The 25,457-nt window shown below is 65.5% G+C and carries 26 protein-coding genes, 1 tRNA gene and 1 pseudogene; 19 read left to right on the top strand and 9 right to left on the bottom strand.

Annotated elements, in window-relative coordinates; translation table 11 throughout:
- The first annotated feature begins 82 nt into the window (after window positions 1-82).
- From AC5Y4F_RS16905 to xerD, 9 genes are all read left to right on the top strand, one after another.
- Entirely contained in the window at window positions 83-268 is a 186-nt protein-coding gene (locus tag AC5Y4F_RS16905) for a hypothetical protein (protein ID WP_067938493.1), read from the top strand.
- 8 nt (window positions 269-276) lie between these two features.
- The gene (locus tag AC5Y4F_RS16900; protein ID WP_067938494.1) at window positions 277-1,086 is read left to right on the top strand and encodes a TlyA family RNA methyltransferase; all 810 of its coding nucleotides are present in this window, start codon (window positions 277-279) and stop codon (window positions 1,084-1,086) included.
- Window positions 1,083-2,012, top strand: coding sequence for an NAD kinase (locus AC5Y4F_RS16895; RefSeq protein ID WP_082947741.1), 930 nt, complete (start codon window positions 1,083-1,085; stop codon window positions 2,010-2,012). Before AC5Y4F_RS16900 ends, AC5Y4F_RS16895 begins: the two co-directional genes overlap by 4 nt.
- 25 nt (window positions 2,013-2,037) lie before the next feature.
- The gene (gene recN / locus AC5Y4F_RS16890) at window positions 2,038-3,798 is read left to right on the top strand and encodes a DNA repair protein RecN (RefSeq protein WP_067938496.1); all 1,761 of its coding nucleotides are present in this window, start codon (window positions 2,038-2,040) and stop codon (window positions 3,796-3,798) included.
- 113 nt (window positions 3,799-3,911) lie between these two features.
- Window positions 3,912-5,093, top strand: coding sequence for a putative cytokinetic ring protein SteA (gene steA / locus AC5Y4F_RS16885; RefSeq protein ID WP_499997664.1), 1,182 nt, complete (start codon window positions 3,912-3,914; stop codon window positions 5,091-5,093).
- Window positions 5,094-5,127: 34 nt separating this feature from the next.
- Window positions 5,128-6,072 (top strand): copper transporter, encoded by a 945-nt coding sequence (locus AC5Y4F_RS16880; RefSeq protein WP_499997703.1) that lies wholly within the window; start codon window positions 5,128-5,130, stop codon window positions 6,070-6,072.
- Window positions 6,073-6,194: 122 nt separating this feature from the next.
- On the top strand, window positions 6,195-7,946 hold the full coding sequence (gene pyrG / locus AC5Y4F_RS16875; RefSeq protein WP_067938502.1) for a CTP synthase: 1,752 nt from the start codon (window positions 6,195-6,197) through the stop codon (window positions 7,944-7,946).
- Complete coding sequence (locus AC5Y4F_RS16870) at window positions 7,939-8,562, top strand: NUDIX domain-containing protein (RefSeq protein ID WP_499997663.1); 624 nt, start codon at window positions 7,939-7,941, stop codon at window positions 8,560-8,562. The genes pyrG and AC5Y4F_RS16870 overlap by 8 nt, the downstream gene beginning before the upstream one ends.
- A complete protein-coding gene (gene xerD, locus AC5Y4F_RS16865) occupies window positions 8,559-9,500 on the top strand; it encodes a site-specific tyrosine recombinase XerD (RefSeq protein ID WP_067938507.1) in 942 nt (313 codons plus the stop codon). The genes AC5Y4F_RS16870 and xerD overlap by 4 nt, the downstream gene beginning before the upstream one ends.
- 27 nt (window positions 9,501-9,527) lie before the next feature.
- On the opposite strand, the gene AC5Y4F_RS16860 is transcribed toward xerD, so the two are convergent.
- Window positions 9,528-10,283, bottom strand: coding sequence for an O-methyltransferase (locus tag AC5Y4F_RS16860; RefSeq protein ID WP_499997662.1), 756 nt, complete (start codon window positions 10,281-10,283; stop codon window positions 9,528-9,530).
- 271 nt (window positions 10,284-10,554) lie between these two features.
- Here AC5Y4F_RS16860 and AC5Y4F_RS16855 point away from each other — a divergent pair, with 271 nt between their 5' ends.
- The 7 genes from AC5Y4F_RS16855 to AC5Y4F_RS16825 all read left to right on the top strand — a co-directional run bounded on the left by AC5Y4F_RS16855 (window position 10,555) and on the right by AC5Y4F_RS16825 (window position 16,072).
- Window positions 10,555-11,418: a ParA family protein gene (locus AC5Y4F_RS16855; protein ID WP_067938511.1), complete on the top strand. Its 864-nt coding sequence runs from the start codon at window positions 10,555-10,557 to the stop codon at window positions 11,416-11,418.
- The gene (locus AC5Y4F_RS16850) at window positions 11,415-12,242 is read left to right on the top strand and encodes a segregation/condensation protein A (protein ID WP_067938513.1); all 828 of its coding nucleotides are present in this window, start codon (window positions 11,415-11,417) and stop codon (window positions 12,240-12,242) included. Before AC5Y4F_RS16855 ends, AC5Y4F_RS16850 begins: the two co-directional genes overlap by 4 nt.
- On the top strand, window positions 12,243-12,950 hold the full coding sequence (gene scpB, locus AC5Y4F_RS16845) for an SMC-Scp complex subunit ScpB (protein WP_067938514.1): 708 nt from the start codon (window positions 12,243-12,245) through the stop codon (window positions 12,948-12,950).
- On the top strand, window positions 12,950-13,693 hold the full coding sequence (locus tag AC5Y4F_RS16840) for a pseudouridine synthase (protein WP_067938516.1): 744 nt from the start codon (window positions 12,950-12,952) through the stop codon (window positions 13,691-13,693). The genes scpB and AC5Y4F_RS16840 overlap by 1 nt, the downstream gene beginning before the upstream one ends.
- A complete protein-coding gene (gene cmk, locus AC5Y4F_RS16835) occupies window positions 13,690-14,373 on the top strand; it encodes a (d)CMP kinase (RefSeq protein WP_231986448.1) in 684 nt (227 codons plus the stop codon). The genes AC5Y4F_RS16840 and cmk overlap by 4 nt, the downstream gene beginning before the upstream one ends.
- Window positions 14,370-15,770 (top strand): ribosome biogenesis GTPase Der, encoded by a 1,401-nt coding sequence (gene der / locus AC5Y4F_RS16830; RefSeq protein ID WP_499997661.1) that lies wholly within the window; start codon window positions 14,370-14,372, stop codon window positions 15,768-15,770. Before cmk ends, der begins: the two co-directional genes overlap by 4 nt.
- Window positions 15,771-15,995: 225 nt before the next feature.
- Window positions 15,996-16,072 (top strand) — tRNA-Pro (locus AC5Y4F_RS16825).
- A 160-nt stretch (window positions 16,073-16,232) separates the two neighbouring features.
- On the opposite strand, the gene AC5Y4F_RS16820 is transcribed toward AC5Y4F_RS16825, so the two are convergent.
- From AC5Y4F_RS16820 to AC5Y4F_RS16785, 8 genes are all read right to left on the bottom strand, one after another.
- Window positions 16,233-16,568, bottom strand: a complete 336-nt coding sequence (locus AC5Y4F_RS16820; protein WP_067931839.1) for a hemophore-related protein — start codon at window positions 16,566-16,568, stop codon at window positions 16,233-16,235.
- 2,158 nt (window positions 16,569-18,726) lie between these two features.
- Window positions 18,727-19,407, bottom strand: coding sequence for a DUF2510 domain-containing protein (locus AC5Y4F_RS16815; protein WP_067931825.1), 681 nt, complete (start codon window positions 19,405-19,407; stop codon window positions 18,727-18,729).
- A gap of 88 nt (window positions 19,408-19,495) precedes the next feature.
- Window positions 19,496-19,630, bottom strand: coding sequence for a hypothetical protein (locus AC5Y4F_RS16810; RefSeq protein ID WP_255404999.1), 135 nt, complete (start codon window positions 19,628-19,630; stop codon window positions 19,496-19,498).
- A gap of 240 nt (window positions 19,631-19,870) precedes the next feature.
- Window positions 19,871-20,305 carry a DUF4383 domain-containing protein gene (locus tag AC5Y4F_RS16805; RefSeq protein WP_499997660.1) on the bottom strand — a complete coding sequence of 145 codons (435 nt, stop codon included), beginning with the start codon at window positions 20,303-20,305 and terminating at the stop codon, window positions 19,871-19,873.
- Between the two features lie 77 nt (window positions 20,306-20,382).
- Window positions 20,383-20,961 (bottom strand): cyclic nucleotide-binding domain-containing protein, encoded by a 579-nt coding sequence (locus tag AC5Y4F_RS16800; protein ID WP_067931829.1) that lies wholly within the window; start codon window positions 20,959-20,961, stop codon window positions 20,383-20,385.
- A 140-nt stretch (window positions 20,962-21,101) separates the two neighbouring features.
- On the bottom strand, window positions 21,102-22,658 hold the full coding sequence (locus tag AC5Y4F_RS16795) for a succinic semialdehyde dehydrogenase (protein WP_067931831.1): 1,557 nt from the start codon (window positions 22,656-22,658) through the stop codon (window positions 21,102-21,104).
- Between the two features lie 95 nt (window positions 22,659-22,753).
- The gene (locus AC5Y4F_RS16790) at window positions 22,754-23,119 is read right to left on the bottom strand and encodes a DUF732 domain-containing protein (RefSeq protein WP_499997659.1); all 366 of its coding nucleotides are present in this window, start codon (window positions 23,117-23,119) and stop codon (window positions 22,754-22,756) included.
- Between the two features lie 26 nt (window positions 23,120-23,145).
- Window positions 23,146-23,448, bottom strand: coding sequence for a hypothetical protein (locus AC5Y4F_RS16785; RefSeq protein WP_499997658.1), 303 nt, complete (start codon window positions 23,446-23,448; stop codon window positions 23,146-23,148).
- Window positions 23,449-23,747: 299 nt separating this feature from the next.
- Here AC5Y4F_RS16785 and AC5Y4F_RS16780 point away from each other — a divergent pair, with 299 nt between their 5' ends.
- The 3 genes and pseudogenes from AC5Y4F_RS16780 (at window position 23,748) to AC5Y4F_RS16770 (ending at window position 25,073) form a co-directional block, all read left to right on the top strand.
- On the top strand, window positions 23,748-24,170 hold the full coding sequence (locus AC5Y4F_RS16780) for a hypothetical protein (RefSeq protein WP_499997657.1): 423 nt from the start codon (window positions 23,748-23,750) through the stop codon (window positions 24,168-24,170).
- A 63-nt stretch (window positions 24,171-24,233) separates the two neighbouring features.
- Window positions 24,234-24,505 (top strand): annotated as a pseudogene (locus tag AC5Y4F_RS16775) (ANTAR domain-containing protein); the annotation flags it as partial.
- A 175-nt stretch (window positions 24,506-24,680) separates the two neighbouring features.
- Entirely contained in the window at window positions 24,681-25,073 is a 393-nt protein-coding gene (locus tag AC5Y4F_RS16770; RefSeq protein ID WP_499997656.1) for an Rv1352/Rv1906c domain-containing protein, read from the top strand.
- Window positions 25,074-25,457: the final 384 nt, after the last annotated feature.

Here is a 25,457-nt window from a genome sequence, read left to right as displayed (position 1 = left end):
GCGCGGCACGCGAATCCCCGGCCTTTCTCGACTTGGTACACCGATGGACCAGGCCACGGCGGGTGACTAGCGTAGGAACGCGATGACTATCGATCCCGATGAGATTCGCGCTGAAATCGACGCCCTGCTCGCGCGCCTACCCCAGCCCGGAAGCGGCGAAGACCCCGGGCAGGTGCCGTCGCTGGACGAGCTCGAAGACATAGCACGTCGCCTGTCCGAAGCGCACGACGTGCTGCTGGCCGCGCTGGAGTCGGCGGAGAAGGGCTGAGCGCGCGGATGTCTCGACGCGCCCGCGTTGACGCCGAGCTGGTTCGGCGCGGCCTGGCCCGGTCCCGCCAGCAGGCCGCGGAGCTGATTGGCGCCGGGAAGGTCTGCATCGACGGGATTCCGGCGCGCAAGCCGGGCACCGCCGTCGCCGTCACCGCCGCCCTGACGGTCGCCGAGGACGGTGAGCGCGGCTGGGTGTCGCGCGGAGCGCACAAACTCATCGGGGCGCTGGACGCGTTCGAAGTTTCGGTCGTGGGGCGCCGCTGCCTGGATGCCGGCGCGTCGACGGGTGGCTTTACCGAGGTTCTGCTGGATCGCGGGGCCACGGAGGTGGTTGCCGTCGACGTGGGTTACGGCCAGCTGGCGTGGTCGCTGCGCACCGACGCGCGGGTGGTCGTCGTCGAGCGAACGAACGTTCGCGAGATCACGCCGGAGGCGATCGGCGGGCGAGCCGACCTTGTGGTGGCTGACCTGTCATTCATTTCGCTATCTACGGTTATGCCGGCGCTGGCTGGCTGCGCCGCGCCGAACGCGGATATCGTTCCCATGGTGAAGCCGCAGTTTGAGGTGGGCAGGGAGTTGGTCGGCGCCGGAGGTGTGGTGCGCGACCCGGGCCTGCGCGCCGAGGCGGTGCTGGCCGTCGCCGGTCGCGCGGGCGAGCTCGGTTGGCACACCGTCGGCGTCATCGCCAGCCCGCTGCCGGGGCCGTCGGGCAATGTCGAATACTTTCTGCGGCTGCGCGCGCAGACCGATCGGCCGCTGGCCGGCGACGAGCTGGCGACGGCGGTGCGGCGCGCGGTGGAAAGCGGGCCACAGTGAACGAAAACACGCTACGCACCGTGTTGATGGTGGTCCACACCGGCCGAGACGAGGCCACCGAGACCGCGCGGCGCGTGCAGAAAGTACTGGGCGACAACGGAATCGCACTTCGCGTGCTGTCCGCCGAGGCGGTCGACAAGGGTCCGCTGCGCCTGGCTCCCGACGACATGCGCGCCCTGGGTATAGAGATCGAGGTGGTCAACGCCGACCCGCAGGCGGCGGAGGGCTGCGAACTGGTGCTGGCACTGGGCGGTGACGGCACCTTCCTGCGGGCCGCCGAACTGGCCCGCAACGCGGGCATCCCGGTGCTGGGCGTCAACCTGGGCCGCATCGGTTTCCTGGCCGAGGCCGAGGCCGAGGCTATCGACCGGGTGTTGGATCATGTTGTCGCACAGGACTATCGGGTGGAAGACCGCTTGACCCTCGACGTGGTGGTGCGCCACGGCGCCGACCACTCCGTGCATGGTTGGGCGCTGAACGAAGTCAGCCTGGAAAAGGGTCCCCGGCTGGGGGTGCTCGGGGTGGTCCTCGAAATCGACGGGCGCCCGGTGTCGGCCTTCGGCTGCGACGGGGTGCTGGTCTCGACGCCCACCGGATCCACCGCCTACGCGTTCTCCGCCGGCGGACCGGTGTTGTGGCCGGACCTCGAGGCAATTCTGGTGGTACCCAACAACGCTCACGCGCTGTTCGGCCGCCCCATGGTCACCAGCCCGGACGCCACCATCGCGATCGAGATCGAGGCCGACGGTCATGACGCCCTGGTGTTCTGCGACGGGCGCCGGGAGATGTTGATCCCGGCGGGTAGCCGGCTGGAGGTAAAACGTTGCGATACACCGGTGAAATGGGCCCGCCTGGACAGCGCCCCGTTCACCGACCGGCTGGTGCGCAAATTCCGGTTGCCGGTGACCGGGTGGCGCGGGAACTGAGGGCGTTAGCACTGGTGCTGACTGAATGCTGACCGAAATCCGCATCGAGTCCCTCGGTGCCATCAGCGCCGCGGTCGGGGAGTTCGGCCGCGGCCTGACGGTATTAACCGGCGAGACCGGAACCGGCAAGACCATGGTGGTGACCGGGCTGCACCTGCTCGGCGGTGCCCGCGCGGACGCGACCCGAGTGCGCTCTGGTGCCGATCGGGCGATCGTCGAAGGCCGCTTCACCACAACGGATCTCGACGACGCTGTGGTCGCGCAGCTGGATGACATGCTGGACGCCTCGGGCGCCGAACGCGACGAGGACGGCAGCGTGATCGCGCTGCGCTCGGTCAGCCGTGACGGACCGTCGCGGGCATATCTGGGCGGCCGCAGCGTGCCGGCCAAGTCGCTCGGCGACTTCACCGCCGGGCTGTTGACCCTGCACGGGCAGAACGACCAGCTGCGGCTGATGCGGCCCGAGGAGCAGTGCGGCGCGCTGGACCGGTTCGCGAAGGCCCGCCCCGCGCTCGAGCGCTACTGCAAGCTTCGGGACGCTTGGCTCTCGGCGCGGCGCGACCTGCTCGACCGCCGCAACCGGATGCGCGAGCTCGCGCTGGAAGCCGACCGGCTGAACTTCGCGCTCAACGAGATCGATGCCGTGGACCCACAACCCGGCGAGGACGATGCCCTGGTCGCAGAGATCCTGCGGCTCTCCGAATTGGACACCCTCCGCGAGGCCGCGGCCTTGGCCCGCGCGGCCCTGTCCTCGGATGAGGCGGACGGAACCGGAGTCAGCGCGACCGACAGCCTGGGAAAGGCAAGGGCCGCACTGGAATCGACGGACGACGCAAAGCTGGTCTCGTTGGCCGGCCAGCTCGGCGAGGTGCTGACGGTGGTCGTCGACGCGGCCGCTGAGCTGGGCGGCTTCCTCGAGGAGCTGCCGGTCGATGCTAGCGCCCTGGAATCCAAACTGGCCCGGCAGGCCGAACTGCGCACGCTGACACGCAAGTACGCCGCCGACATCGACGGCGTACTCACCTGGGCCCGGGAATCGCGCGAACGACTGGCCCAACTCGACGTCTCCGAGGAAGGACTGGCCGCCCTGGCGGCGCGGGTCGACGAGCTCGGAAGTGAATTGGCCCGGGCCGCGGTCGATCTGAGCAATCTGCGGCGCAAGGCCGCCAAGCGGCTCGCCAAGGAGGTCACCGCCGAGCTGTCCGGACTGGCGATGGCCGACGCCCAGTTCAGCATCGACGTCACCGTCGACGTCGCGTCGGCTGCCGACGACGCCGCCATGCTCAGGCTGCCGTCGGGCGAACTGGCCCGCGCCGGAGCCGACGGCGTCGACCAGGTGGAGTTCGGCTTCGCCGCGCACCGCGGGATGGATCAGCTGCCGTTGGCCAAGAGCGCCTCCGGGGGCGAGCTGTCCCGGGTGATGCTGGCCCTCGAAGTGGTGCTGGCCGCCTCGCGCAAGGAGACAGTGGGCACGACCATGGTGTTCGACGAGGTCGACGCCGGCGTGGGGGGCCGGGCGGCGGTGCAGATCGGGCGGCGGCTGGCGCGGTTGGCCCGCACCCACCAGGTCATCGTCGTCACCCACCTGCCGCAGGTCGCGGCCTACGCCGACATGCACCTGGTGGTGCATGGAGCCGGGCCCAAGGGGACCAGCGTGGTGCGGCGGGTCGCCGACGACGAGCGGGTGGCCGAGCTGGCGCGGATGCTGGCCGGGTTGGGTGAATCCGACAGCGGCCGTGCGCACGCCCGTGAACTGCTCGATGCGGCACAGAAGGATGAGATCTAACCGTCGGAAACACTTAATATAGATGTGACTAATGGGACTCTAGATAACTTCTGAGGCTGATGTTACGGCGCGCCTCCCATCCCCGCCGTGGCTTCGCGGACAGAATCGCCCCCATGAAGATGTCAGGCCTGCTTTCCCGTAACCCCGCCCGGCCGGGCCTCGTCGGCACCGCCCGGGTTGACCGGAACATCGACCGACTGCTGCGCAGGGTCTGCCCCGGCGACATCGTGGTGCTCGACGTCCTGGATCTGGACCGCATCACGGCGGACGCGCTGGTGGAGGCGGACATCGCCGCGGTCGTCAACGCGTCTCCGTCGGTGTCGGGCCGCTACCCGAACATGGGGCCCGAGGTGCTGGTCAACAATGGGGTGACGCTGATCGACGAGGCCGGACCCGACGTCTTCAGGAAGGTCAAGGACGGCTCCAAGATCCGGCTGCACGAGGGCGGGGTTTACGTCGGTGATCGCAGGCTGGTCCGGGGGACCGAGCGCACCGACCACGACATCGCCGACCTGATGCGCGAGGCCAAGAGCGGGCTGTCGGCACACCTGGAGGCGTTCGCCGGCAACACAATCGAGTTCATCAAGAGCGAGAGCCCGCTGCTGATCGACGGCATCGGCATCCCCGACGTCGACGTGGACCTGCGCCGCAGGCATGTGGTGATCGTCGCCGACGAGCCCAGCGCCGCCGAGGATCTGCGCTCGCTCAAGCCGTTCATCAAGGAGTATCAGCCGGCGCTGATCGGTGTCGGCAGCGGAGCGGACGTCCTGCGCAAGGCGGGCTATCGGCCCCAGATCATCGTCGGTGACCCCGACCAGATCAGCACGGACGCGCTCAAGTGCGGTGCCCAGGTGGTGTTGCCCGCCGACGCCGACGGTCACGCGCCCGGGCTGGAACGGATCCAGGATCTCGGCGTCGGGGCGATGACGTTTCCGGCCGCCGGCTCGGCGATCGACCTGGCCCTCCTGCTGGCGGACCACCACGGCGCCGCGCTGCTCGTGACGGCCGGGCACACCGCCAACATCGAGACGTTCTTCGACCGCACTCGCGCGCACAGCAACCCCTCCACGTTCCTGACCCGGCTGCGGGTGGGCGAGAAGGTGGTCGACGCCAAGGCAGTAGCCACCCTGTACCGCAACCACATCTCGGCGGGCGCCATCGCGCTGCTCGCGTTGACCATGCTGATCGCCGTCATCGTCGCGCTTTGGGTCTCGCGCACCGACGGTGCGGTGCTGCATTGGGTAACCGACTACTGGAATCACTTCTACCTGATGGTGCAGAAGTGGGTCACCTGAGTTTCACAATTCTCAGTTGGGACTGGTGCGTTTAATGATCTCGTTGCGTCAACATGCCTTATCGCTGGCCGCAGTCTTTTTGGCGCTGGCCGTGGGAGTCGTGCTGGGCTCCGGCTTCTTGTCGGACACCCTGTTGTCCAGCCTCCGCGACGAGAAGCGCGACTTGCACACGCAGATCAGCGGGCTCAACGACCAGAAGAATGTGCTGAACGAAAAGCTCAGCGCGGCAAACAATTTCGACACCCAACTCGCCGGTCGGATGGTGCATGACGCGCTCGGCGGCAAGTCGGTTGTGGTGTTCCGCACCCCGGATGCCCAGGACGACGACGTGGCCGCGGTGTCGAAATTCATCGGTCAGGCCGGTGGGGCGGTGACCGGAACGGTGTCGCTGACGCAGGAGTTCGTCGAGGCCAACTCGGCGGAGAAGCTGCAGACGGTGGTGAACTCCTCGGTACTGCCCGCGGGCCAGCAGCTGAGCACCAGGCTCGTCGACCAAGGTTCGCAGGCGGGCGACTTACTGGGCATCGCCCTGCTGGCCAACGCGAACCCGGCGGTGCCCGCGGTGGACGACATCCAGCGCAATACCGTGCTGGCGGCGTTGCGTGACACGGGCTTCATCACCTATCAGGCCACCGATCACATGGGCGCGGCCAACGCTGCGCTGGTAGTCACGGGCGGCTCGCTGCCCCAAGACGCCGGCAACAAAGGCGTCAGCGTTGCCCGGTTCTCGGCCGCGTTGGCCCCGCACGGCTCGGGCACGCTGCTCGCCGGGCGCGACGGTTCGGCGACCGGGGGCGCCGCCGTGGCCGTGACCCGCGCCGACGCCGGGATGAACTCGGCGATCACCACAGTGGACGACGTCGACTCCGCGCCGGGCCGGATCACCGCCATTCTGGGCTTGCACGACCTGCTGGGCGGCGGCCACGCCGGACAGTACGGCACCGGACACGGGGCGACGTCGATCACGGTGCCGCAGTAGCGGGCGTGTTAGCCGCGGCACGGCGCGGTGGATGTTAGGGTGGGTTTCCGTGGGTCGGCAGGCCCAGCTAGTTATTCGCTAGAACAATTTTGACGCCCTGCCCGTCTTCACGGAGGTCGCCTGTGCGAAAGCACCCGCAATCCGCCACCAAGCACCTCTTCGTCAGCGGGGGAGTCGCTTCCTCGTTGGGCAAGGGTTTGACCGCCAGCAGCCTTGGTCAACTACTGACGGCCCGCGGGTTGTACGTGACGATGCAGAAGCTCGATCCGTACCTCAACGTCGATCCGGGCACCATGAATCCGTTCCAGCACGGCGAGGTCTTCGTCACCGAGGACGGCGCCGAAACCGACCTGGACGTCGGCCATTACGAACGGTTCCTGGACCGTGATCTGTCCGGTTCGGCGAATGTCACTACGGGACAAGTGTATTCGACGGTCATAGCAAAGGAGCGGCGCGGCGAGTATCTGGGCGACACCGTCCAAGTGATCCCGCACATCACCGACGAGATCAAAGCGCGCATCATGTCGATGGCCCAACCGGACGCCCAGGGTAACCGTCCCGATGTGGTCATCACCGAGATCGGCGGCACGGTCGGCGACATCGAGTCGCAACCCTTCTTGGAGGCCGCTCGCCAGGTGCGCCACGACCTCGGCCGGGAGAACGTCTTCTTCCTGCACGTCTCGCTGGTGCCCTACCTGGCACCATCGGGTGAACTCAAAACCAAACCCACCCAGCACTCGGTGGCCGCGCTGCGCAGCATCGGTATCAGCCCCGATGCGCTGATTCTGCGTTGCGACCGCGACGTACCCGAAGCCCTGAAAAACAAGATTGCGTTGATGTGTGACGTCGACATCGATGGCGTTATCTCCACCCCGGATGCGCCGTCGATCTACGACATTCCCAAGGTGCTGCACCGCGAGGAACTCGACGCCTATGTGGTGCGCCGGCTCAACCTGCCGTTCCGCGATGTCGACTGGACCGAATGGGACGACCTGCTGCGCAGGGTGCACGAGCCGCACGAGATCGTGCGGATCGCCTTGGTGGGCAAGTACGTTGAGCTCTCCGATGCGTATCTGTCGGTCACCGAGGCACTGCGCGCCGGCGGGTTCAAGCACCACGCCAAGGTGGAGTTGGTCTGGGTTGCTTCCGACGACTGCGAGAGCGCGGCCGGTGCCGCGTCGGCCCTGGGCGACGTGCACGGCGTGCTGATCCCGGGCGGGTTCGGCATCCGCGGCATCGAGGGCAAGATCGGCGCCATCCACCACGCACGCACGCGCGGACTGCCGGTACTCGGCCTGTGCCTCGGCCTGCAATGCATCGTGATCGAGGCCGCCCGCTCAGCCGGTCTGACCCAGGCCAACTCGGCGGAATTCGACCCCGAGACGCCCGACCCCGTCATCTCTACGATGGCCGATCAGGTCGATATCGTCGCCGGCGAAGCCGACCTTGGCGGCACCATGCGGCTGGGCGCCTACCGCGCGGTGCTCGAACCGGAATCGATTGTGGCCCAGGCATATGGCGCCACGGACGTATCGGAGCGCCACCGCCACCGCTATGAGGTCAACAACGCCTACCGCGACAAGATCGCGGAAAGCGGCCTGAAGTTCTCCGGAACGTCTCCCGACGGCCACCTGGTGGAGTTCGTTGAGTATCCGCCGGACGTGCACCCGTTCATCGTCGGCACCCAGGCTCACCCGGAGCTGAAGAGCCGGCCCACGCGGCCGCACCCGCTGTTCGTCGCCTTCGTCGGCGCGGCGATCGACTACAAGGCGGGCGAGCTGCTGCCCGTGGAGATCCCGGAACAGTCGTCGAACGGCATCCAGCATCGGGACAGCGCTGCGCGGCCGATACCTGAGCCCGCGACCCGTGGCTGACCACGTCTTCGAGACGGAGTCGTCCGAAACGCTGTACACCGGAAAGATTTTCGCGCTGCGCAGCGACCGCGTGCGGATGCCCGCCGGCAAGGTGGTAACCCGCGAGATCGTCGAACATTTCGGCGCGGTCGCCGTGGTCGCGATGGACGACCGCGGCAACCTCCCGATGGTTTACCAGTACCGGCACGCCTTCGGTCGGCGGCTGTGGGAGCTGCCCGCGGGACTGCTCGATGTCGCCGGCGAGGCGGCTCATCTCACCGCGGCTCGCGAACTCATGGAGGAGGCGGGGCTGAAGGCGGCAGACTGGACGGTGCTCGTAGACCTCAATTCCACACCGGGCTTCAGCGACGAGTCGGTGCGCGTCTATCTGGCCACCGGTCTGACTCAGGTCGAGCGGCCCGACGCGCACGACGAAGAAGCCGACATGACATTGGAGTGGTATCCGCTGGCCGACGCCGCCCGTAAGGTGCTCAGCGGTGAAATCGTCAATGCCATTGCCGTGGCAGGAATTTTGGCCGCCCACGCCGTGACGACAGGGTTCGCTCAGCCGCGTCCAGTGGACAGCCCGTGGCAGGACAAGCCGACGGCGTTCGCAGCGCGCAAGGCCGCGCAATGACGACGGTGGCGCTGGACACGCAGTTGCAGGGCTACCTTGACCATCTCACGATCGAGCGCGGCGTCGCCGCGAACACCCTGAGTTCGTACACCCGCGACTTGCGTCGCTACACAAAACATCTGTCGGACCGGGGAATTCACGACCTGGCCAAGGTGGGCGAGAACGACGTGAGCGAATTCCTGGTGGCGCTGCGCCGCGGCGATCCCGACACCGGGGCCGCCGCGCTGTCGGCGGTGTCGGCGGCGCGGGCGCTGATCGCGGTGCGCGGTCTGCATCGGTTCGCCGCCGCCGAAGGGCTGGCCGAACTCGACGTGGCGCGTGCGGTCCGGCCACCGACGCCGGGCCGCCGGCTGCCCAAAAGCCTGACCATCGACCAGGTGCTGGCGCTACTGGAGGGTGCGGGTGGCGACAGCCCGGCCGACGGACCGCTGACCCTGCGCAACCGGGCGCTGCTGGAACTCCTATATTCCACCGGCGCACGGATTTCCGAGGCCGTCGGCCTCGACGTCGACGACGTCGACACGCACTCGCGGTCGGTGTTGTTGCGCGGCAAGGGCGGTAAGCAGCGGCTGGTGCCGATCGGACGTCCGGCCGTGGCCGCACTGGACGCGTACCTGGTACGGGGTCGTCCGGAGCTGGCACGTCGCGGGCGCGGCACGCCGGGCATCTTCCTCAACGTGCGCGGCGGACGGTTGTCACGGCAGAGCGCGTGGCAGGTTTTGCAGGACGCGGCAGCGCGTGCCGGCATCACCTCGGGGGTGTCGCCGCACATGCTGCGGCATTCCTTCGCCACGCACCTGCTGGAGGGTGGCGCCGATGTGCGCGTCGTGCAGGAGCTGCTCGGGCACGCCTCGGTGACGACGACGCAGATCTACACCATGGTCACCGTGCACGCGCTGCGCGAAGTGTGGGCCGAGGCCCACCCCCGGGCCCAGTAGTTTGTGCACCCGGGCTGCTCGGCCCGCTCATCCGCCTAGGTAGTCAGACTCCAGCACCAGGTCGGACAGCAGTGTCTGGTACTCGACGTGGGCCTTATGCTCGACGGTGTTGAACCGCTTGCCCTGCTGTAGCCGCATGTACTCGCGGTACTTCGGCGCCCCCGGCACCCGGACGTTGTCGGCGACCACGATCGAGCCAGGATGCAACCACTCCCGATCCAGGATGCTGGTCAGGTCGTCCAGGTAGGCGTCCTTGTCGTGATCGAGGAACACGAAATCGAGGGTGCGGGCGGCAAACCCATGCTCGTTGGCCAGCGCATCAAGGGTGCGCCCGCCGTCGCCGATGGTGCCGACCACACACGTGACCCGATCGGCGACGCCGGCGTGCGCCCAGATCTGGCGGGCGTTGGCGGCGTTGGCCTCGGCGAGTTCGACCGAGAACACCTTGGCGTTCGGGGCGGCACGGGCGATGCGCAATGCGCCGTACCCGCAGTACGTGCCCAGCTCGAGCGCGAGCGACGGACCGGCCCGCCGCACTGCGGCGTCGAGCAGCAGCCCTTTCTCGTCACCGACGTTGATCAGCAACGATTTTTCGTAGGCGAACTTGTCGATGGTGGCCAGCACGTCGTCGATGTCGCCGGCCCGCGCGTTCTGCAGGACGTACTCGACGGCGGCCGCCTCGCGCCCGTCACCGATCTGGCCGGTAGTGGTGATGTTTCGGGCACCGGCGGCTACGCGCCAGAACGACCACCGCAGGAGAGGAATCCGTCGCTTGAGATTCATAGACGTCACGATAGGCCGGTGGCCGGTTTGAGGCCGTGGTGGTGCTGATTGGTGATTCGCAGAAGCGATAGCGCCGGTGCTAGCGCGGTTCGAAGCCGCACTACCCCTCGGAAATGGTGCTGCTGTGACTGAAGTTAATAGGCTGCCGGGATGTGCGTTCCGCCACCGATTTTTGGTCATATTGGCTGGTTAATTGCCTGCGGGTCGCCCGGTTTCGCGCGAGGAACCCGTTAGACTTTCCGACGATGTTCATCTCCCGAACACCCCCGCCATGACCGAGCAGCCGGACAACGGCGTCGAGCTCGGTCTGACCGGGCGGCCGCCGCGGGCGATCCCGGAGCCACAGCCGCGCACTTCGCACGGCCCGGCCAAAGTCGTCGCCATGTGCAATCAAAAAGGCGGCGTCGGGAAGACCACGTCCACCATCAATTTGGGTGCCGCGCTCGCCGAGTACGGCAGGCGGGTGCTGCTGGTGGACATGGACCCGCAGGGCGCGCTGTCCGCCGGCCTGGGCGTCCCGCATTATGAGCTGGACAAGACCATTCACAACGTCCTGGTCGAGCCGCGGGTGTCGATCGACGACGTGTTGCTGCAAACCCGGGTCAGGCACATGGATCTGGTGCCCAGCAACATCGACCTGTCGGCCGCCGAGATCCAGCTGGTCAACGAGGTGGGACGCGAGCAGACGCTGGGCCGCGCGCTGCATCCGGTGCTGGACCGCTACGACTATGTGCTGATCGACTGCCAGCCGTCACTGGGGCTGCTCACCGTCAACGGCCTGGCCTGCGCCGACGGCGTGGTGATCCCGACCGAATGCGAGTACTTCTCGCTGCGCGGGCTGGCGCTGCTGACCGACACCGTCGACAAGGTGCGCGACCGGCTCAATCCGAAGCTCGAGATCAGCGGGATCTTGCTCACCCGGTACGACCCCCGCACGGTCAACTCCCGCGAGGTGATGGCCCGGGTCGTGGAGCGGTTCGGTGACCTGGTGTTCGACACCGTCATCACCCGGACCGTCCGATTCCCGGAGACCAGCGTCGCCGGCGAACCCATCACCACGTGGGCCCCGCGGTCCACCGGGGCAATCGCCTATCGCGCGCTGGCCCGCGAGTTCATCGACCGATTCGGCGCGTGAACGCGACCGAAACCGGTGAGGCGCCACAGCAGAACGGCTACGGAGCTGGCTTCCAAGTCCGCCTGACCAATTTCGAGGGCCCGTTCGACCTCCTGCTGCAGCTGATCTTCGCCCATCGCCTCGACGTGACCGAGGTGGCGCTGCACCAGGTCACCGACGACTTCATCGCCTACACCCGGGAAATCGGTCCGCAGCTGGAGCTCGAGGAGACCACGGCATTCCTCGTGGTCGCCGCCACGCTGCTGGATTTGAAGGCCGCCCGACTGCTGCCGGCCGGACGGGTCGACGACGACGAAGATCTCGCGCTGCTGGAGGTGCGCGATCTGCTGTTCGCCCGGTTGCTGCAGTATCGCGCGTTCAAGCACGTCGCGGAGATGTTCGCCGAACTCGAGGCCACGGCGTTGCGCAGTTATCCGCGGTCGGTGTCGCTGGAAGACCGGTTCACCGAACTGTTGCCCGAGGTGATGATCGGCGTGGACGCCGAACGCTTCGCTCAGATCGCCGCGATCGCGTTCACCCCGCGACCCACACCGACGGTGTCGGTCGAGCACCTGCACCAGGTGCAGGTCTCGGTTCCCGAGCAGGCCAAGAAGTTGCTGGCCATCCTGGAGGCACGGGGCAGCGGGGCGTGGGCCACGTTCTCCGAGCTGGTCGCCGATTGCGAGGCGTCGATGGAGGTGGTCGGGCGCTTTTTGGCGCTGCTCGAACTGTATCGGTCCCGGGCGGTAGCATTCGACCAGTCAGAGCCGCTTGGCGTGCTCCAAATCTCGTGGACCGGGGAGCGTCCGGCCAGTGAAGCCTTGGTAGAAGTGCGGGACGAATAAGTGACTGAAGATATGCCGGACGTCGATCTCGACGCAGCTCTCGACGTGGGCATCCCGGACATCGCCGAAGTCGTGCCCATGGAGTCCGAAGAACTCGGCGCGGTGCTCGAGGCGCTGCTGCTGGTGGTGGACACGCCGGTCACCGCGGAGGCGCTCGCGTCGGCCACGCAGCAACCGGTATACCGGATCGCCGCCAAGTTGCAGGAGATGGCCGAGCAGTTCACGGAACGCGACAGCGGCATCGACCTGCGGAAAAACAGCGAGGGCTGGCGGATGTACACCCGTGCCCGGTTCGCGCCCTATGTGGAGAAGCTGCTGCTCGACGGAGCGCGGTCCAAGCTCACGCGGGCCGCGCTGGAGACTCTGGCCGTGGTCGCCTACCGCCAGCCCGTGACGCGTGCGCGGGTGAGCGCGGTGCGCGGCGTCAACGTCGACGCCGTGATGCGCACGCTGCTGGCGCGCGGCTTGATCACCGAAGCGGGAGTCGACGAGGACACCGGCGCGACGACGTTCGCCACCACCGACCTGTTCTTAGAGCGGCTGGGGCTGACCTCGCTGGCCGACCTTCCGGATATCGCGCCGCTGCTTCCCGACGTCGACACGATCGAGGACCTCAGCGAATCCCTGGACAGCGAGCCACGTTTCATCAAACTTTCCGGCGGTCAGCCGTCAGACCCGGCGATGACGTTCGACGTGGACCAGGATTGATGGAGGAAGTACAGGGGATCCGGCTGCAAAAAGTGTTGTCCCAAGCCGGAATTGCGTCGCGGCGGGCCGCCGAGAAGTTGATCATCGACGGCCGCGTCGAGGTGGACGGCCACGTGGTGACCGAATTGGGCACTCGCGTCGACCCGGACTCGTCGGTGATCCGCGTGGACGGCGCCCGGGTGGTGCTGGACGATTCCCAGGTCTACCTCGCCCTGAACAAGCCGCGCGGTGTGCACTCGACCATGTCCGACGACCGCGGCCGACCGTGCATCGGCGATCTGGTGGAGCGCAAGGTCCGCGGCAACAAGAACCTGTTTCATGTCGGGCGCCTGGACGCCGATACCGAAGGGCTGATCCTGCTCACCAACGATGGCGAGCTGGCGCACCGGCTGATGCATCCTTCCCACGAGGTCGCCAAGACGTACCTGGCGACGGTGACCGGATCGGTGCCGCGAGGGCTCGGGAAGAAGCTGCGTGCTGGGATCGAATTGGACGACGGCGTGGCCAAACTCGACGAGTTCGCGGTGGTAGACGCCATCCCCGGCAAGACGCTGGTGCGGGTGACGCTGCACGAGGGCCGCAATCGCATCGTGCGCCGGCTGCTGGCGGCCGCCGGATTCCCGGTGGAGTCGTTGGTACGCACCGACATCGGGCCCGTGGCGCTGGGAAAACAGCGACCGGGCACAATTCGGGCGTTGGCTCATCACGAGGTCGGCCAGCTCTACAAAGCGGTGGGCCTGTGAATGGAACGATCATTGCCATCGACGGCCCGGCGGGCACCGGAAAGTCTTCGGTATCAAGGGGATTGGCGCAAGCGCTCGGCGCGCGCTATCTGGATACCGGCGGTATGTACCGGACGGTGACCCTGGCCGTGCTGCGCGCCGGCATCGATCCCGCCGACGCCGACGCCGTCGCCCGCGCCGCGCAGACGGTAGAGATGTCTGTGGACTATCAGCCCGATGGCGACCGTTATTTCCTGTGCGGAGAAGATGTCTCGACGGAAATCCGCGGTGACCGGGTCACCGCCTCGGTGTCGGCGGTGTCCGCGGTGCCCGCCGTCCGCACCCGGCTGGTCGCCATGCAGCGCGAAATGGCCCAGGGCCCGCGCAGTGTGGTCGTCGAGGGCCGGGACATCGGCACCGTCGTCCTGCCGGATGCGCCCGTGAAGATCTTCCTGACCGCATCGGCCGAAACCCGGGCGCGGCGGCGCAACGATCAGAACGTGGCGGCGGGCTTGGCCGACGACTACGAGGCGGTGCTGGCCGACGTCCGCCGGCGCGACCATCTGGATTCCACCCGGGCTGTGTCACCGCTGCGGGCGGCCCCGGACGCGGTGATCGTCGATACCAGCGAAATGACCGAGCCCCAAGTTATTTCACACCTGCACGATCTGGTCAGGCAGCGGACCGGAGCGGTGCGGTGAGTCAAGACGGCACGTGGAACGACGAAAGCGACTGGGAGTCAGTTGGATTCGGACTCGACGAACAGGAGGAGGTAGGTCCGGCGCCCGTAGTGGCGGTTGTCGGCCGGCCCAATGTCGGCAAGTCGACGCTGGTCAATCGGATTCTCGGGCGGAGAGAGGCGGTGGTGCAGGACATCCCGGGTGTCACCCGCGACCGCGTGTCCTACGACGCGCTGTGGACGGGTCGCCGGTTCGTCGTGCAGGACACCGGCGGATGGGAGCCGGACGCCAAGGGACTCCAACAACTGGTGGCCGAACAGGCATCGGTGGCCATGCGCACCGCCGATGCAGTGATCCTGGTGGTCGACGCGTTGGTCGGCGCCACCGCGGCCGACGAGGCCGCCGCACGGATCCTGCTGCGGTCGGGCAAGCCGGTTTTCCTGGCGGCCAACAAGGTTGACAGCGACAAGGCCGAGGCGGACGCAGCGCTGCTGTGGTCACTGGGGCTCGGCGAGCCGCACGCCATCAGTGCCATCCACGGCCGCGGGGTGGCGGATCTGCTCGATGAGGTGCTTGCCGCGCTGCCCGAGGTGTCCGAGGTGGCGCCCACGTCCGGCGGACCACGCCGCGTCGCGCTGGTCGGCAAACCCAACGTGGGCAAGAGCTCGCTGCTGAACAAGCTGGCCGGCGATCAGCGCTCCGTGGTGCACGACGTCGCTGGAACGACGGTTGACCCGGTGGACTCGCTGATCGAGCTCGGCGACAAGGTGTGGCGGTTCGTCGACACCGCGGGCTTGCGACGCAAGGTGCGCCAAGCCAGCGGGCACGAGTTCTACGCCTCCGTGCGCACGCACTCGGCCATCGATGCGGCCGAGGTGGTCATCGTGCTGATCGATGGATCTGACCCGCTCACCGAACAGGATCAGCGGGTTTTGTCGATGGTCATCGAGGCCGGCCGGGCCCTGGTGCTGGCTTTCAACAAGTGGGATCTGGTGGACGAGGACCGCCGTGAGCTGTTGGAGCGCGAGATCGACCGCGAACTAGTGCAGCTGCGGTGGGCACCGAGGGTCAACATCTCCGCCAAGACGGGGCGGGCGTTGCAGAAGCTGGTGCCCGCGATGGAGACCGCACTGGCCTCATGGGATACGCGGATTTCGACCGGCGCGCTGAATTCCTGGCTCAAAGAGGTGGTGGCGGCCACGCCGCCCCCGGTGCGTGGGGGCAAGCAGCCTCGCATCCTGTTCGCCACCCAGGCGACCGCTCGGCCCCCGACGTTCGTTCTGTTCACCACGGGTTTTCTGGAGGCCGGGTATCGGCGGTTCCTGGAGCGCCGGCTGCGTGAGACCTTCGGGTTCGAGGGATCACCGATCCGGATCAATGTGCGGGTGCGCGAAAAGCGGGGAGCCAGGCGGCGCTGAGCGCCTGTGGCGCGGAGCCAGTCGGCGCTTGGACCCATCTGGCGATTCCCAAATGCGGTAGCACCCGCGCTGGCGCGTTTGGGATTTACTGCATGGCCTCGCCTGGCCCGGAGCGGCAACGCCGGACGTGACATGCGGGCCACGCTATAGCGGAGGTCACTGGGCGGCCTGGCCGACCATCTACGGTAGGCTTTCGACCTGCCGCCGGTTGCATGCATCGGCGCGCGGGCTGTGGCGCAGTTTGGTAGCGCACTTGACTGGGGGTCAAGTGGTCGCAGGTTCAAATCCTGTCAGCCCGACCAAACGATATTCAGGTCCAACGCAGATTCAGCCGGAGCCCGACCGTCTCCGACTACGGCAATGTCCGGGTGCCCCGCACACTCAATCGGCGTTAATGGCGCCAGGTATCCACCGCCGCCATCGAGCACGCCGGGACACCCTGATCATTGGGCAACAACCAGGTCAGTAGTTGTGGCAGGTATCGAACGTCCGTTGAATCGCTCCCAGGTACGGCTGGGCATCCGGGTTGCTCACTATTTGCTGGGCCGTTTGCCTCCGTTGACTAGGCGACCCAGCGAGGAACTGACGCAAACTGGACTGCGCATCCGGCGAGGCGTTGAGAGCCGCGGCAATTATCGGGTCTTGCACGTTCAACGCGGCTACGAGCTGGTCGTAGGTGCAGGTTGTGTTGACGGCCGAACCAATGTCGGGATCTGCAAACGCAACCCCGACTCCGGTCAATGACAATGTCAGACCACCAACCGCCGCAGCCAAAATGGTCCATGACACTTTGGGCATGTGGGCTCCTTCCCTGATGACACCGAATCTATCGCAAACGTGCAGGTCAAGGCTGGACATGCAAATATCGGCAATGACCATCCGGATGAGCCAGGGGCTGCGGGAATTCCTCAGGCACCAGCTTCGGATCTCACATCGGTAGTCCAGGCTCCGTTGCGTAAACCGCCGGCGCCCTCGACGCCGCACCGGTCCCCCTTCCCGAGATTTGACCTCCGCCAAGGGTTCACGTTGTTAGCGCCGAGGGGGGTGGGAGAGATTCTCTCGCCGCCACCCCCCATGCGAGCCGCTAGACGCTGTTCAACAGTGCCTGCAAAAAGGTACATCCCGTCGATAGCAGCATCGTGGCGGTCAGCATTGCGGCCAGTGCCGCTGCTTTCAGTGTTTTCCTAGTGTTCGTGCTCACCCTCTAAACCTTTCTCGCAAGGGATAATGATGGATAACAATTCGCACTGACTGGCGTGGGCGTTACAAGCTCACGAACTCCGCGTAACCCTCGCTCTCGATGTGTGACCAGCCGTGATGGATTCCAGAGCAAAACGATGGCGCTCGAACACGCAAGCACGCACTACACCCGAAGTTGCCGCTGTGCGGTTCGATGAGGCTGCCAGCGCGACCACCAGCGATAGTTATGGCGGCGCGTCGGCTGCGCGCCGCGAGAGTACCCCCGCTGGTTGGGAGCCAGGCACCGGTAACCCTCGGTGGTCAGCCGTCGGATTACAGCGGTACAGCTCGTGTTGAACTGCGCCAACCATGCAGGAGCACGACAACCGGCCCGTCGGCTGGACCTTCATCGATGACATCGAATACAAGCTCACCGCGGCGGTACTAGCCCCCGGCAGCTGATGGATGTTCCGACGCGGACAGCGCCGAAAATCGATTCCAATTACGCACGAGACTTCTGCACGCGCGTCGCGTTAACGGCGCCCTTTTCGGCGCGGGTCTTGCTGTCATCGGCGTGGATGGCGGCGATCAAGTGGTGGCAGGTTCAAATCCTGTCAGCCCGACACGGGTAATATGCAGGTCAAACCCCGTCGAGGACCCAGTTGAATTCAAATGGCGGTATACCGGCGAGGAAACACTTCTGACAGATACCCCAATCAGGTTTAGGACCGGTAACTAATTACTGCAACTCAGATCAATGTGGAAGCGGACACGTGTGTCCTGAATAAGTGAGCCATCGTGAGCTGTCAAGTACATCGCCTCTGAGACGGTAGAACACCATAACAAACGGCGTTGCCGCGCGTTGCCTAATCGTCGAAGCCACCTCAGTAGTGCGCACCACCACCAAGAATGGCGGCACCTAATGGCCGGCGAAAAGCCAGGATTACCGGCAGCGGCACTAAATGCCGCCGGCAACGCGCGGCCGCCGTTATGTGCGCGGAGTCGGTCAGGTTCCGCTTCTACCGATGTAGAAAGTCAGGACCTTTTATTGGCAAACCACCTGCCCGGGCGCGGGAGTGGTGCAACTCAGGGTGCATCCCGTCGACCCGGCCAAAACTGCGACCAGCGTCGCGGCCACTGCGACTGCTTTCAGCGTTCTCTTGGTGCTCGTCATCGGCGTACCTTTCTTCGCTGGTGTTACGTACCCGTGCAATTGGATGCTATAGCCGTCACCAGCCCAGCGGAAGGATGTTTCCCGCATTTGTTAAATAGAAAATTCCAGCCCGGTTTTACAAAGACGTCGGGCGCGTCAACGCGATTGGGCGAGGCCCTCCAAGCGGACGCAGCATAGCGGGAAGATAGCCATCGTAAGGTTCATTGAGAACCAGGGGATAATGCCAGGCAGTGCATTATCCGTATGTTGAGCTAAATGCCCCAATTAGCCAGTACGCGAAAAACCCTCCAATAAGCGCACAGGGAAGGTGCCCCGGTCGGTGGCCAGCTGGGTGGAGCACCCTCAATTCCGAGGGGCCGAAACGAGCCGCCAAACAATCGAAGCCATATAGTGTCGAATACTGCCGGCCTGACCCGACCCTTTAAGCTGCCTTGCACCCACCCGCCATCCAGGGCAGCTCGGGCACATCCTCCAATACGGGATGGCCGGCGGGATGATTGGGTGACGGGTCTCGTCGAATCGGTAATCCGTCGGATTGCGCCCATCAAACCCGGGTGCGATTGGCTGCCTGAGGCATCCGCGGCGGAGGAGAAGCTGGCTCGCTTACGGCTGAAAAGCCGGAAGGACACTGCCGGAGTCGCGGATCTCCCAGATGCTCTTTTTGGTCACACCATCGAAGTTGATCTTGTTCAACGTTTCTCGGGAATACGTGAGGTCGATGGCGACCTGGGTCGAGGTGTTGCCATACGGATCTGTCATCGGGAAGGTTCCCTGCACGTTCACCGCGGACGCGTCAGGATAGGTGGTTTTTGCATATTTGAGGATGTCGATGGTGTCCGATCGGGCACCGTCCTTGATCAACTGCTCGGTGTAGTTGTCACGGATGGCGAATCGGGCCTCGACGACGCCGCCGTTCGGGCCGGGAGCAATGGTGAAGGCGACGCCATCCGGCTTCTTGGGACCCGGCGGTGTCGACGGCGCCTCCTCGGTCGGTGGCGGTGTTCCATCGGTGGCCGAATTGCTTGACGGGCTCGAAAGGCTGTCCTTCTTGGGGTCGAAAATCCAGCTCTTGCCGATGAAGACGAGGAGAACAAGGGTGCATAGCGCGGCAAGGGCCAGGGCGGCCTTTCCGGAGGTGCCTTTCTTCTGCGGTTCCGCAGAGAACGCCCACTCGCTGGTCCAATTGGTGCCGTCGAAGTACCGCTGCAGGCCGTGGCCTACTGCGGGGTCGGGGTACCAGCCCGGCGCCGATTTAGGCGGGGGCGGCGCCTGCTCAGAATGCATCTAGCCATTTTCGTCGCGTTGGAGGCATCCCGGCTACCCGCCTCGATGGCTGCTCGTACCGGATCGCGTTTTGTGAGCCGTCATGCCGTCAGTCCTCGCGGTCGGGCTCGGTGAGTTCCGGCGCGTTCTCACGAGTCGCCATTCCGCCTTCGCGCCCGTGGTCCACCGGACCGGGACGGCCGCCCTTGGGCTCGTCGTCGTCCCTGTCCGAATGCCTGGCCATCGCAACCTCCTTCGTCGACGGACGGCTACCCGCAGCGGCACGACCCGAGCCCGCGAGCACAGACGGGAAATGCTGCACTGCCAAGCTTAGGAAAGGCGCGGCGAAAAGGTGGAGATCTTCGGCACCGATCCTGGAGCGGACGCCTTGGTGCGATCGGGGCAACGAGGAGCATCGAGCCTCACGAATCGAGGAGTGCACGCGTGCCGGCATGTTTGCGCGGTATGACGTGACGTGCGTGACCTAGGGCGCTTTCCGAAGATCGGCGAGTGAGTTTCGAAGCCCACCGTCCATCCGGATCCGCACGGCTGCCACCGCGATCATGATGGCCGCGGTCACCAAGTGCACGATCGCATCGGTGAGGTTGTTGGGGAAGTTGAAAACGAAGGCGACCTGATGGGAGAAGAAGGCCCAAATGCCCGGCAGCGCACCGGCTATGGCGGCGAGTAGTAGATACAACACGGACCAGGACTTGCGCACCGCGAAGACCAGGCCCGGTCCAAACAAGGCCAGACCGGCGACGGCATGCCAACCGTTGTAGTCCATTCCGAGCAACTGCACGGTCGGCGCATAGGGACCGATGGCGAAGCTGGGATTGACGACGAGTCCGATCGCCGCCTGAACCACATGAACGACACAGATGATCAGCAGCCCGATCTGGGCGAAACTCCACCTCACATTGCACCCCCTTGTGCGCGCAAGACGGCACAAATACTACCTTCTGTAGTAAACGGCTGCAACGGAGATGGTGGTGGCTACCCTGCGCCGTCCCGTTCGATCCAACGGGTAAGCGCATCTTCGAGCGCCGTGGCGACGTCCATACCGGCGCTGTCAGCGGCCTGCTCAAACCGCTCGACCAAGTCGGTACGGATTGAGGCGCCCAACCTCGAGAACTGTGGTTTTGGCTTTGGCGGTAGCTCGACGGGCACGTGCCGCGCGACAGACGCATCGATGATTTCGCGGAGCGCCGGTATCTCGACGAGCAACCTGGCGAGATCGTCGCGTTCTATCCGTAGAAACTCGGCCGGTCCCATCGTCGTCACGGTCGCGGACCGCAGTCTGCCACGGTGGAGCGCCGATTCGCCGATCACCTCGCCCGGCCCCAGCGTGGCGACGCGGTCTGAGCCGACGTACACGCCCACCTCCCCGCTGAGCAGGATGTAGCAGGAGTCCGACGGGGTCTGCTCATGAATCAGCGGCAACGGGGCCGATGTCGAAGTGCGATGAGCCGCTCCGGCGAGGCGCTGTAGGTCAGCATCCGAGAACTTATCGAAGGTGGCGTACTCGCGTAGCCGCCGAGCGTCTTCCTCAGATCGCTTCGCCTCGACCTTCATAGCGGACTCCTGACGTGAGATGTGCCGCTGACATCGAGAGCCTAACGCGGATTCACGATACGAAAGGCATAAAACCGCGACGCAAATCTTGCGCCGCGCCGCCGAATCGATGCGGCATTGGAAAGCGGGGACCCCCGGCGTCAGTTCCGACCGGGGAGCCTCATCACCGTCCGCACGACGGGCAGTAGCGACTTCTGCCAGAGCGTCCCCGGGATGCCAAGGGGCGGATCGAGATTGAATACCCGCGCGGTCGCAATCGTCTGGGATTCGGTGTACTTCAACAAACCCTCGGGACCATGTCGGCGGCCTACGCCGGACTGGCCCATCCCGCCCATCGGCGCACTGAGGCTGCCCCATGCGAATGCGTAGCCCTCGTTGACGTTCACCGTTCCGGACCGCAACCGCGCTGCGATCTGCTGGCCTTCTGCGGAGGAACCGGCCCAGACACTGGCATTGAGCCCGTACTCGCTGTCGTTGGCCTTCTCGACCGCTTCATCGACGTCCGCGACGGGATAGATCGAGACGACGGGCCCGAATGTCTCATTGGCCGCGCACTCCATCTCGGGGGTTACCTCTGTCAGCACCGTCGGCTCGTAGAACAATGGCCCGATGTCGGGTCGAGCCTTTGCGCCCGCAATCACCTTGGCGCCCTTGGCTTTCGCATCGTCCACGTGATCCGTCACGGCCTCAAGCTGTCCCGCGGAGATCAAGCTGCCCATGTCGATCGAGAAGTCGTATGCGGTGCCCAGCTTCATGTTCCGCACCTGCGCTCCGAACTTGCCGATGAAATCGTCGGCGATGTCTTTCTCGACGTAAATCCGCTCAATCGAGATGCACAGCTGGCCCGCGTTGGAGAAGCATGCGCGGGTGGCCGCCTTAGCGGCCTTGTTGAGGTTTGCCCCGCGCGCGACGATCATCGCGTTCTTGCCCCCGAGTTCGGCCGAGAATCCGATCAGCCGGCGGCCGGCGTGTTCCGCCAGCTGCCTGCCGGTGGCGGTCGAGCCGGTGAACATCAGGTAGTCGCAGTTATCGATGATCGCGGTGCCGACCACCGACCCGGGCCCGGGCACGATCGCGTAGAGCGCACGCGGCAGGCCGGCCTCGTACAACAGCTCGGCGCAGGCGAGCGCGCAATACGGAGTCTGACTGTCCGGCTTGAGCACCACCGCGTTACCAGCCAGCAGTGCCGGCACCGAGTCCGACGCCGTCAGTGTCATGGGATAGTTCCACGGCGAAATGACCCCAACCACACCCTTGGGCTGGTAGCAGACCGTCGTTTTCCCGATACCCGGCAGCAGCGCCTGCACGGCACGAGGCTTCAGCAGGTCCGCCGAGACGCGCCCGTAATAGTTTGCGTTCGCTATCAGGTCCACGACTTCCTCCTGCGCCGCCCAACGGGCTTTGCCCGCCTCGGCCTGCAGGAGATCCATCAGGAAGTCGCGCTTCTCGAAGACCAGGTCCCGATAGCGGCTGATGACGTCGATGCGCTCGGAGACCGGCCGGTTAGCCCAGGCGATCTGGGCCGCCCGCGCCTCGGCGAATGCGGCTTCGACATCTTCGGCCGTGCCGATCGGGATCGTGGTCAGCGGCTTGCCGGTGAAGACCTCGTCGATCGTCTTGGTCTGGCGCGCGGTGGGGTCTTTGATTGCGGCCAGTTGGCGCAGTCGGTCGAAGACTTCGGCTGACGGTGCGGGCATGTCGTTACCTCCCGAGGAATCGCAGACGTCCAGGACACCAGACTATGGCGCTTCCCGGCGGACTTGTTCCGCCGCCTCTCGCGCCGCACCGCTGCTCACATCATCGGGGGAAATGGCAGCAGCCAGACCAGGGAGGGATCGATCGAGTCTTTGTGCTGCGGGCAATAGATTGCCACCGAAGCGCCCATGAAGAATCCGGCCTGCCTCAACGAAAGGTCGAACGACGGGTCGTGCGTCAGCTTCAGCGCCAGGAGGCTCGAGTCCTGACCTCTGTCGAATCCGGCGCACACCGCGTGGGCGTGCGCGATCGCACTGTCCCGGTCGCTGACATCGATGCCGTAATTCGCAAGCGCGTTGACGAAAGTATCGTCGGGCGAATCCGCCGATGCGGGTGCTGCGGCAAGTAGCGCGGTGGCGGACACCAGAACCGCGCTGATCGCCGACCACTTCCCGCGACTCACCTCGAGTGCACCACCCAGTGACCCGGTCAACGCGACGTTGACAGAGGCACCTGCTCCGCGGTCGCGGCTTGCGTGCTCTGGCCGTTCGTTTCTGGGGCGCTCACGTCTCGAAGCTGCACGGGTTGAGAGCGCCAGCCCGCATACCCGAGTGCCGCGCTTATCGCCGCGTAGACAATGGCTTCGGTCCACATGAATCCGACGCCCCACGTCCTGCCGAGGAAGATCGGCTCGTCGACGATGCCGCTCGATGTGGCTACGGCATAGCCGGCGTGTGCGTATGCAATTCCGGCGAACGCTCCGCTGAAGAATTTGCATGCTTCTCGATTCATTTCTTTCTCCTGTTCCCGGTTGCCACGAAGTCGGGTGATCTCACTGTCGGTCCTGCACTCCGACGGGAGGTAGGGGCCAAAGTCCTCCCGCGTCGGACCCTTCGTCGCTTTCTCGGAACGTCGTAATGGGGGACTTCGGTCCCTATCGGGGAGTTTCTCCAAATGGTCGGATTACTGCATCAATAACGGAAATTCGAGCATCTCGGACGCCACGGCCCGGCCGACGCATCGTCGGACGATCAGCACCAGAGGGAGGTAAAAAAATAAATTTTTCGCCGAGGGTCGACACCACGACGCGGATGTTCTCCCGGGTTTTGGGCCCGTACAACGCCATCGTGTGCGTCACCGGATTGCTGCGCAGGCGGTCCGAATTGCCGCTGCTCTCTGACGTCGGGATATGGCCGTGGGCGACGGCCGCCCCACTCTTGATGATCGGTCTCGTGATCATCGCCCTGCACCCACACTGGCGAAGCGCAGCGGCGGTCATCATCTCGATACTGGGCTGGTTGATGGCCCTGCGCGGGTTCGCTCTGCTGGCCTTTCCCGGGTTCTTCTCGTCGATCGTCGGCTCGGTGACGAACGTGGGGGCACACCGCACGATCTACGCCGTTCTCGGCCTGATCGGCCTGTATCTGACCTACGTCGGCTGGGCGCCCGCATCCGGTCAATCCGAGCCGCATGAGTTGAGTTCGACAAGGGACGAACGTGTCTCGCGGGACTAGGTATGCGTGAACACGACCCTGGCACAGCCCGCCCTAGCTTCAACGGATTTGCCGGGTTGGGCTCTATTGCACACGCTCGGGGCCGTCAGCGTCGTGGAGACCGGCGTTCACCTCCGGCGCCAGCAGGCGCTTGCTACAAAGAACCAGCAACCGCTGCGCGCCATCGCTACCCGAGACGTGGTCGGCCAGCCAAGGGCATGCTGATGGAGCGATTCAATATCGACGCCGATCGAGCATTCGATATGTTGACCAGACTGTCGCAGGAAACCAACACCCGGGTCGAAGAGATCGCTCGCAACCTGGTAAAAACTGAGCGCCCGTCACGTTCGGGCTGATGGCTTGCGCCGACATCAGATCGCAAAAAGTTTTCTCACGATAGGCGCTGGGCCGGATGCGACGACGCGCCCCGAATGTGTTGCGGCGCAGTCCGAATGCTTGCCGCGGGATTGACCGGGCCACCAGTCGATCTAGCGCGTAAGAACGCGGAGATGGCCCTGCTACCCTCCTTCAATGCAGTTCAGGACGGCTGCGATCGCTCAAGCGGCGATAGTGCTTGCAGGTTGTGGGGGCGGGTCGACCCCGACAACAACTCCGACGGTGACATCCACTCAGGAAATCACCCAAACCGTGACGGTGACGTTGCCGCCGCCACCGGCTGCCCCCAGAACGCTCATGGAAACCGATGGAATGTATCGAGTAGGTACCGACATCGTGCCGGGCACGTACCGCTCGGGCGGCGCCAGCCCCGAAGGTGAATCCGATTGCTATTGGGCGAGGCTGAGGAGTCTGAAACCAACCGACATCATCGATAGCGGCATCGGCACTAGTTTCCAAGTAGTGACGATCCAGCCGAGTGACAGAGCGTTTGTGACGCATAGCTGCCAGACTTGGCAGAGACAGTGACGAAGCGCCGAGGCTGTCAGGTGGGACGGACCATCGTGGACGCACGCGCGAAATCGCATTACGGCACAGGGGATTCAGCGGTAATGCTGGGCGATCAGGGCATGGAGCACACGCTTAGCCCCAGCGGTGCCGACCCGGCCCACGGGGGGGTGGTCCTTCCGGGCCATCTTCGCGTGACGATGTTGAGCGGCGAACCCCGCTGCAGCCTCGAGCGATGGCAGCAGTCCGCCCACCGGGCGAGCGTCCAGTCCGGCTAGGTGATCGACCCGGGTACGGTCACGCCCGCCTCAGCCCATAGCTGCGACGGTGACTCCGAGTTTGCACTCATTAATCGACGCTCACGAAAATTCTGCATTGGCGCTGCGGCGACTGGTGCGCATCGAG

It is taken from the genome of Mycobacterium sp. NGS56 (assembly GCF_059812425.1).
The sequence above is the reverse complement of the archived record's forward strand: the minus strand, read 5'-3'. Positions and strand labels throughout refer to the sequence as shown.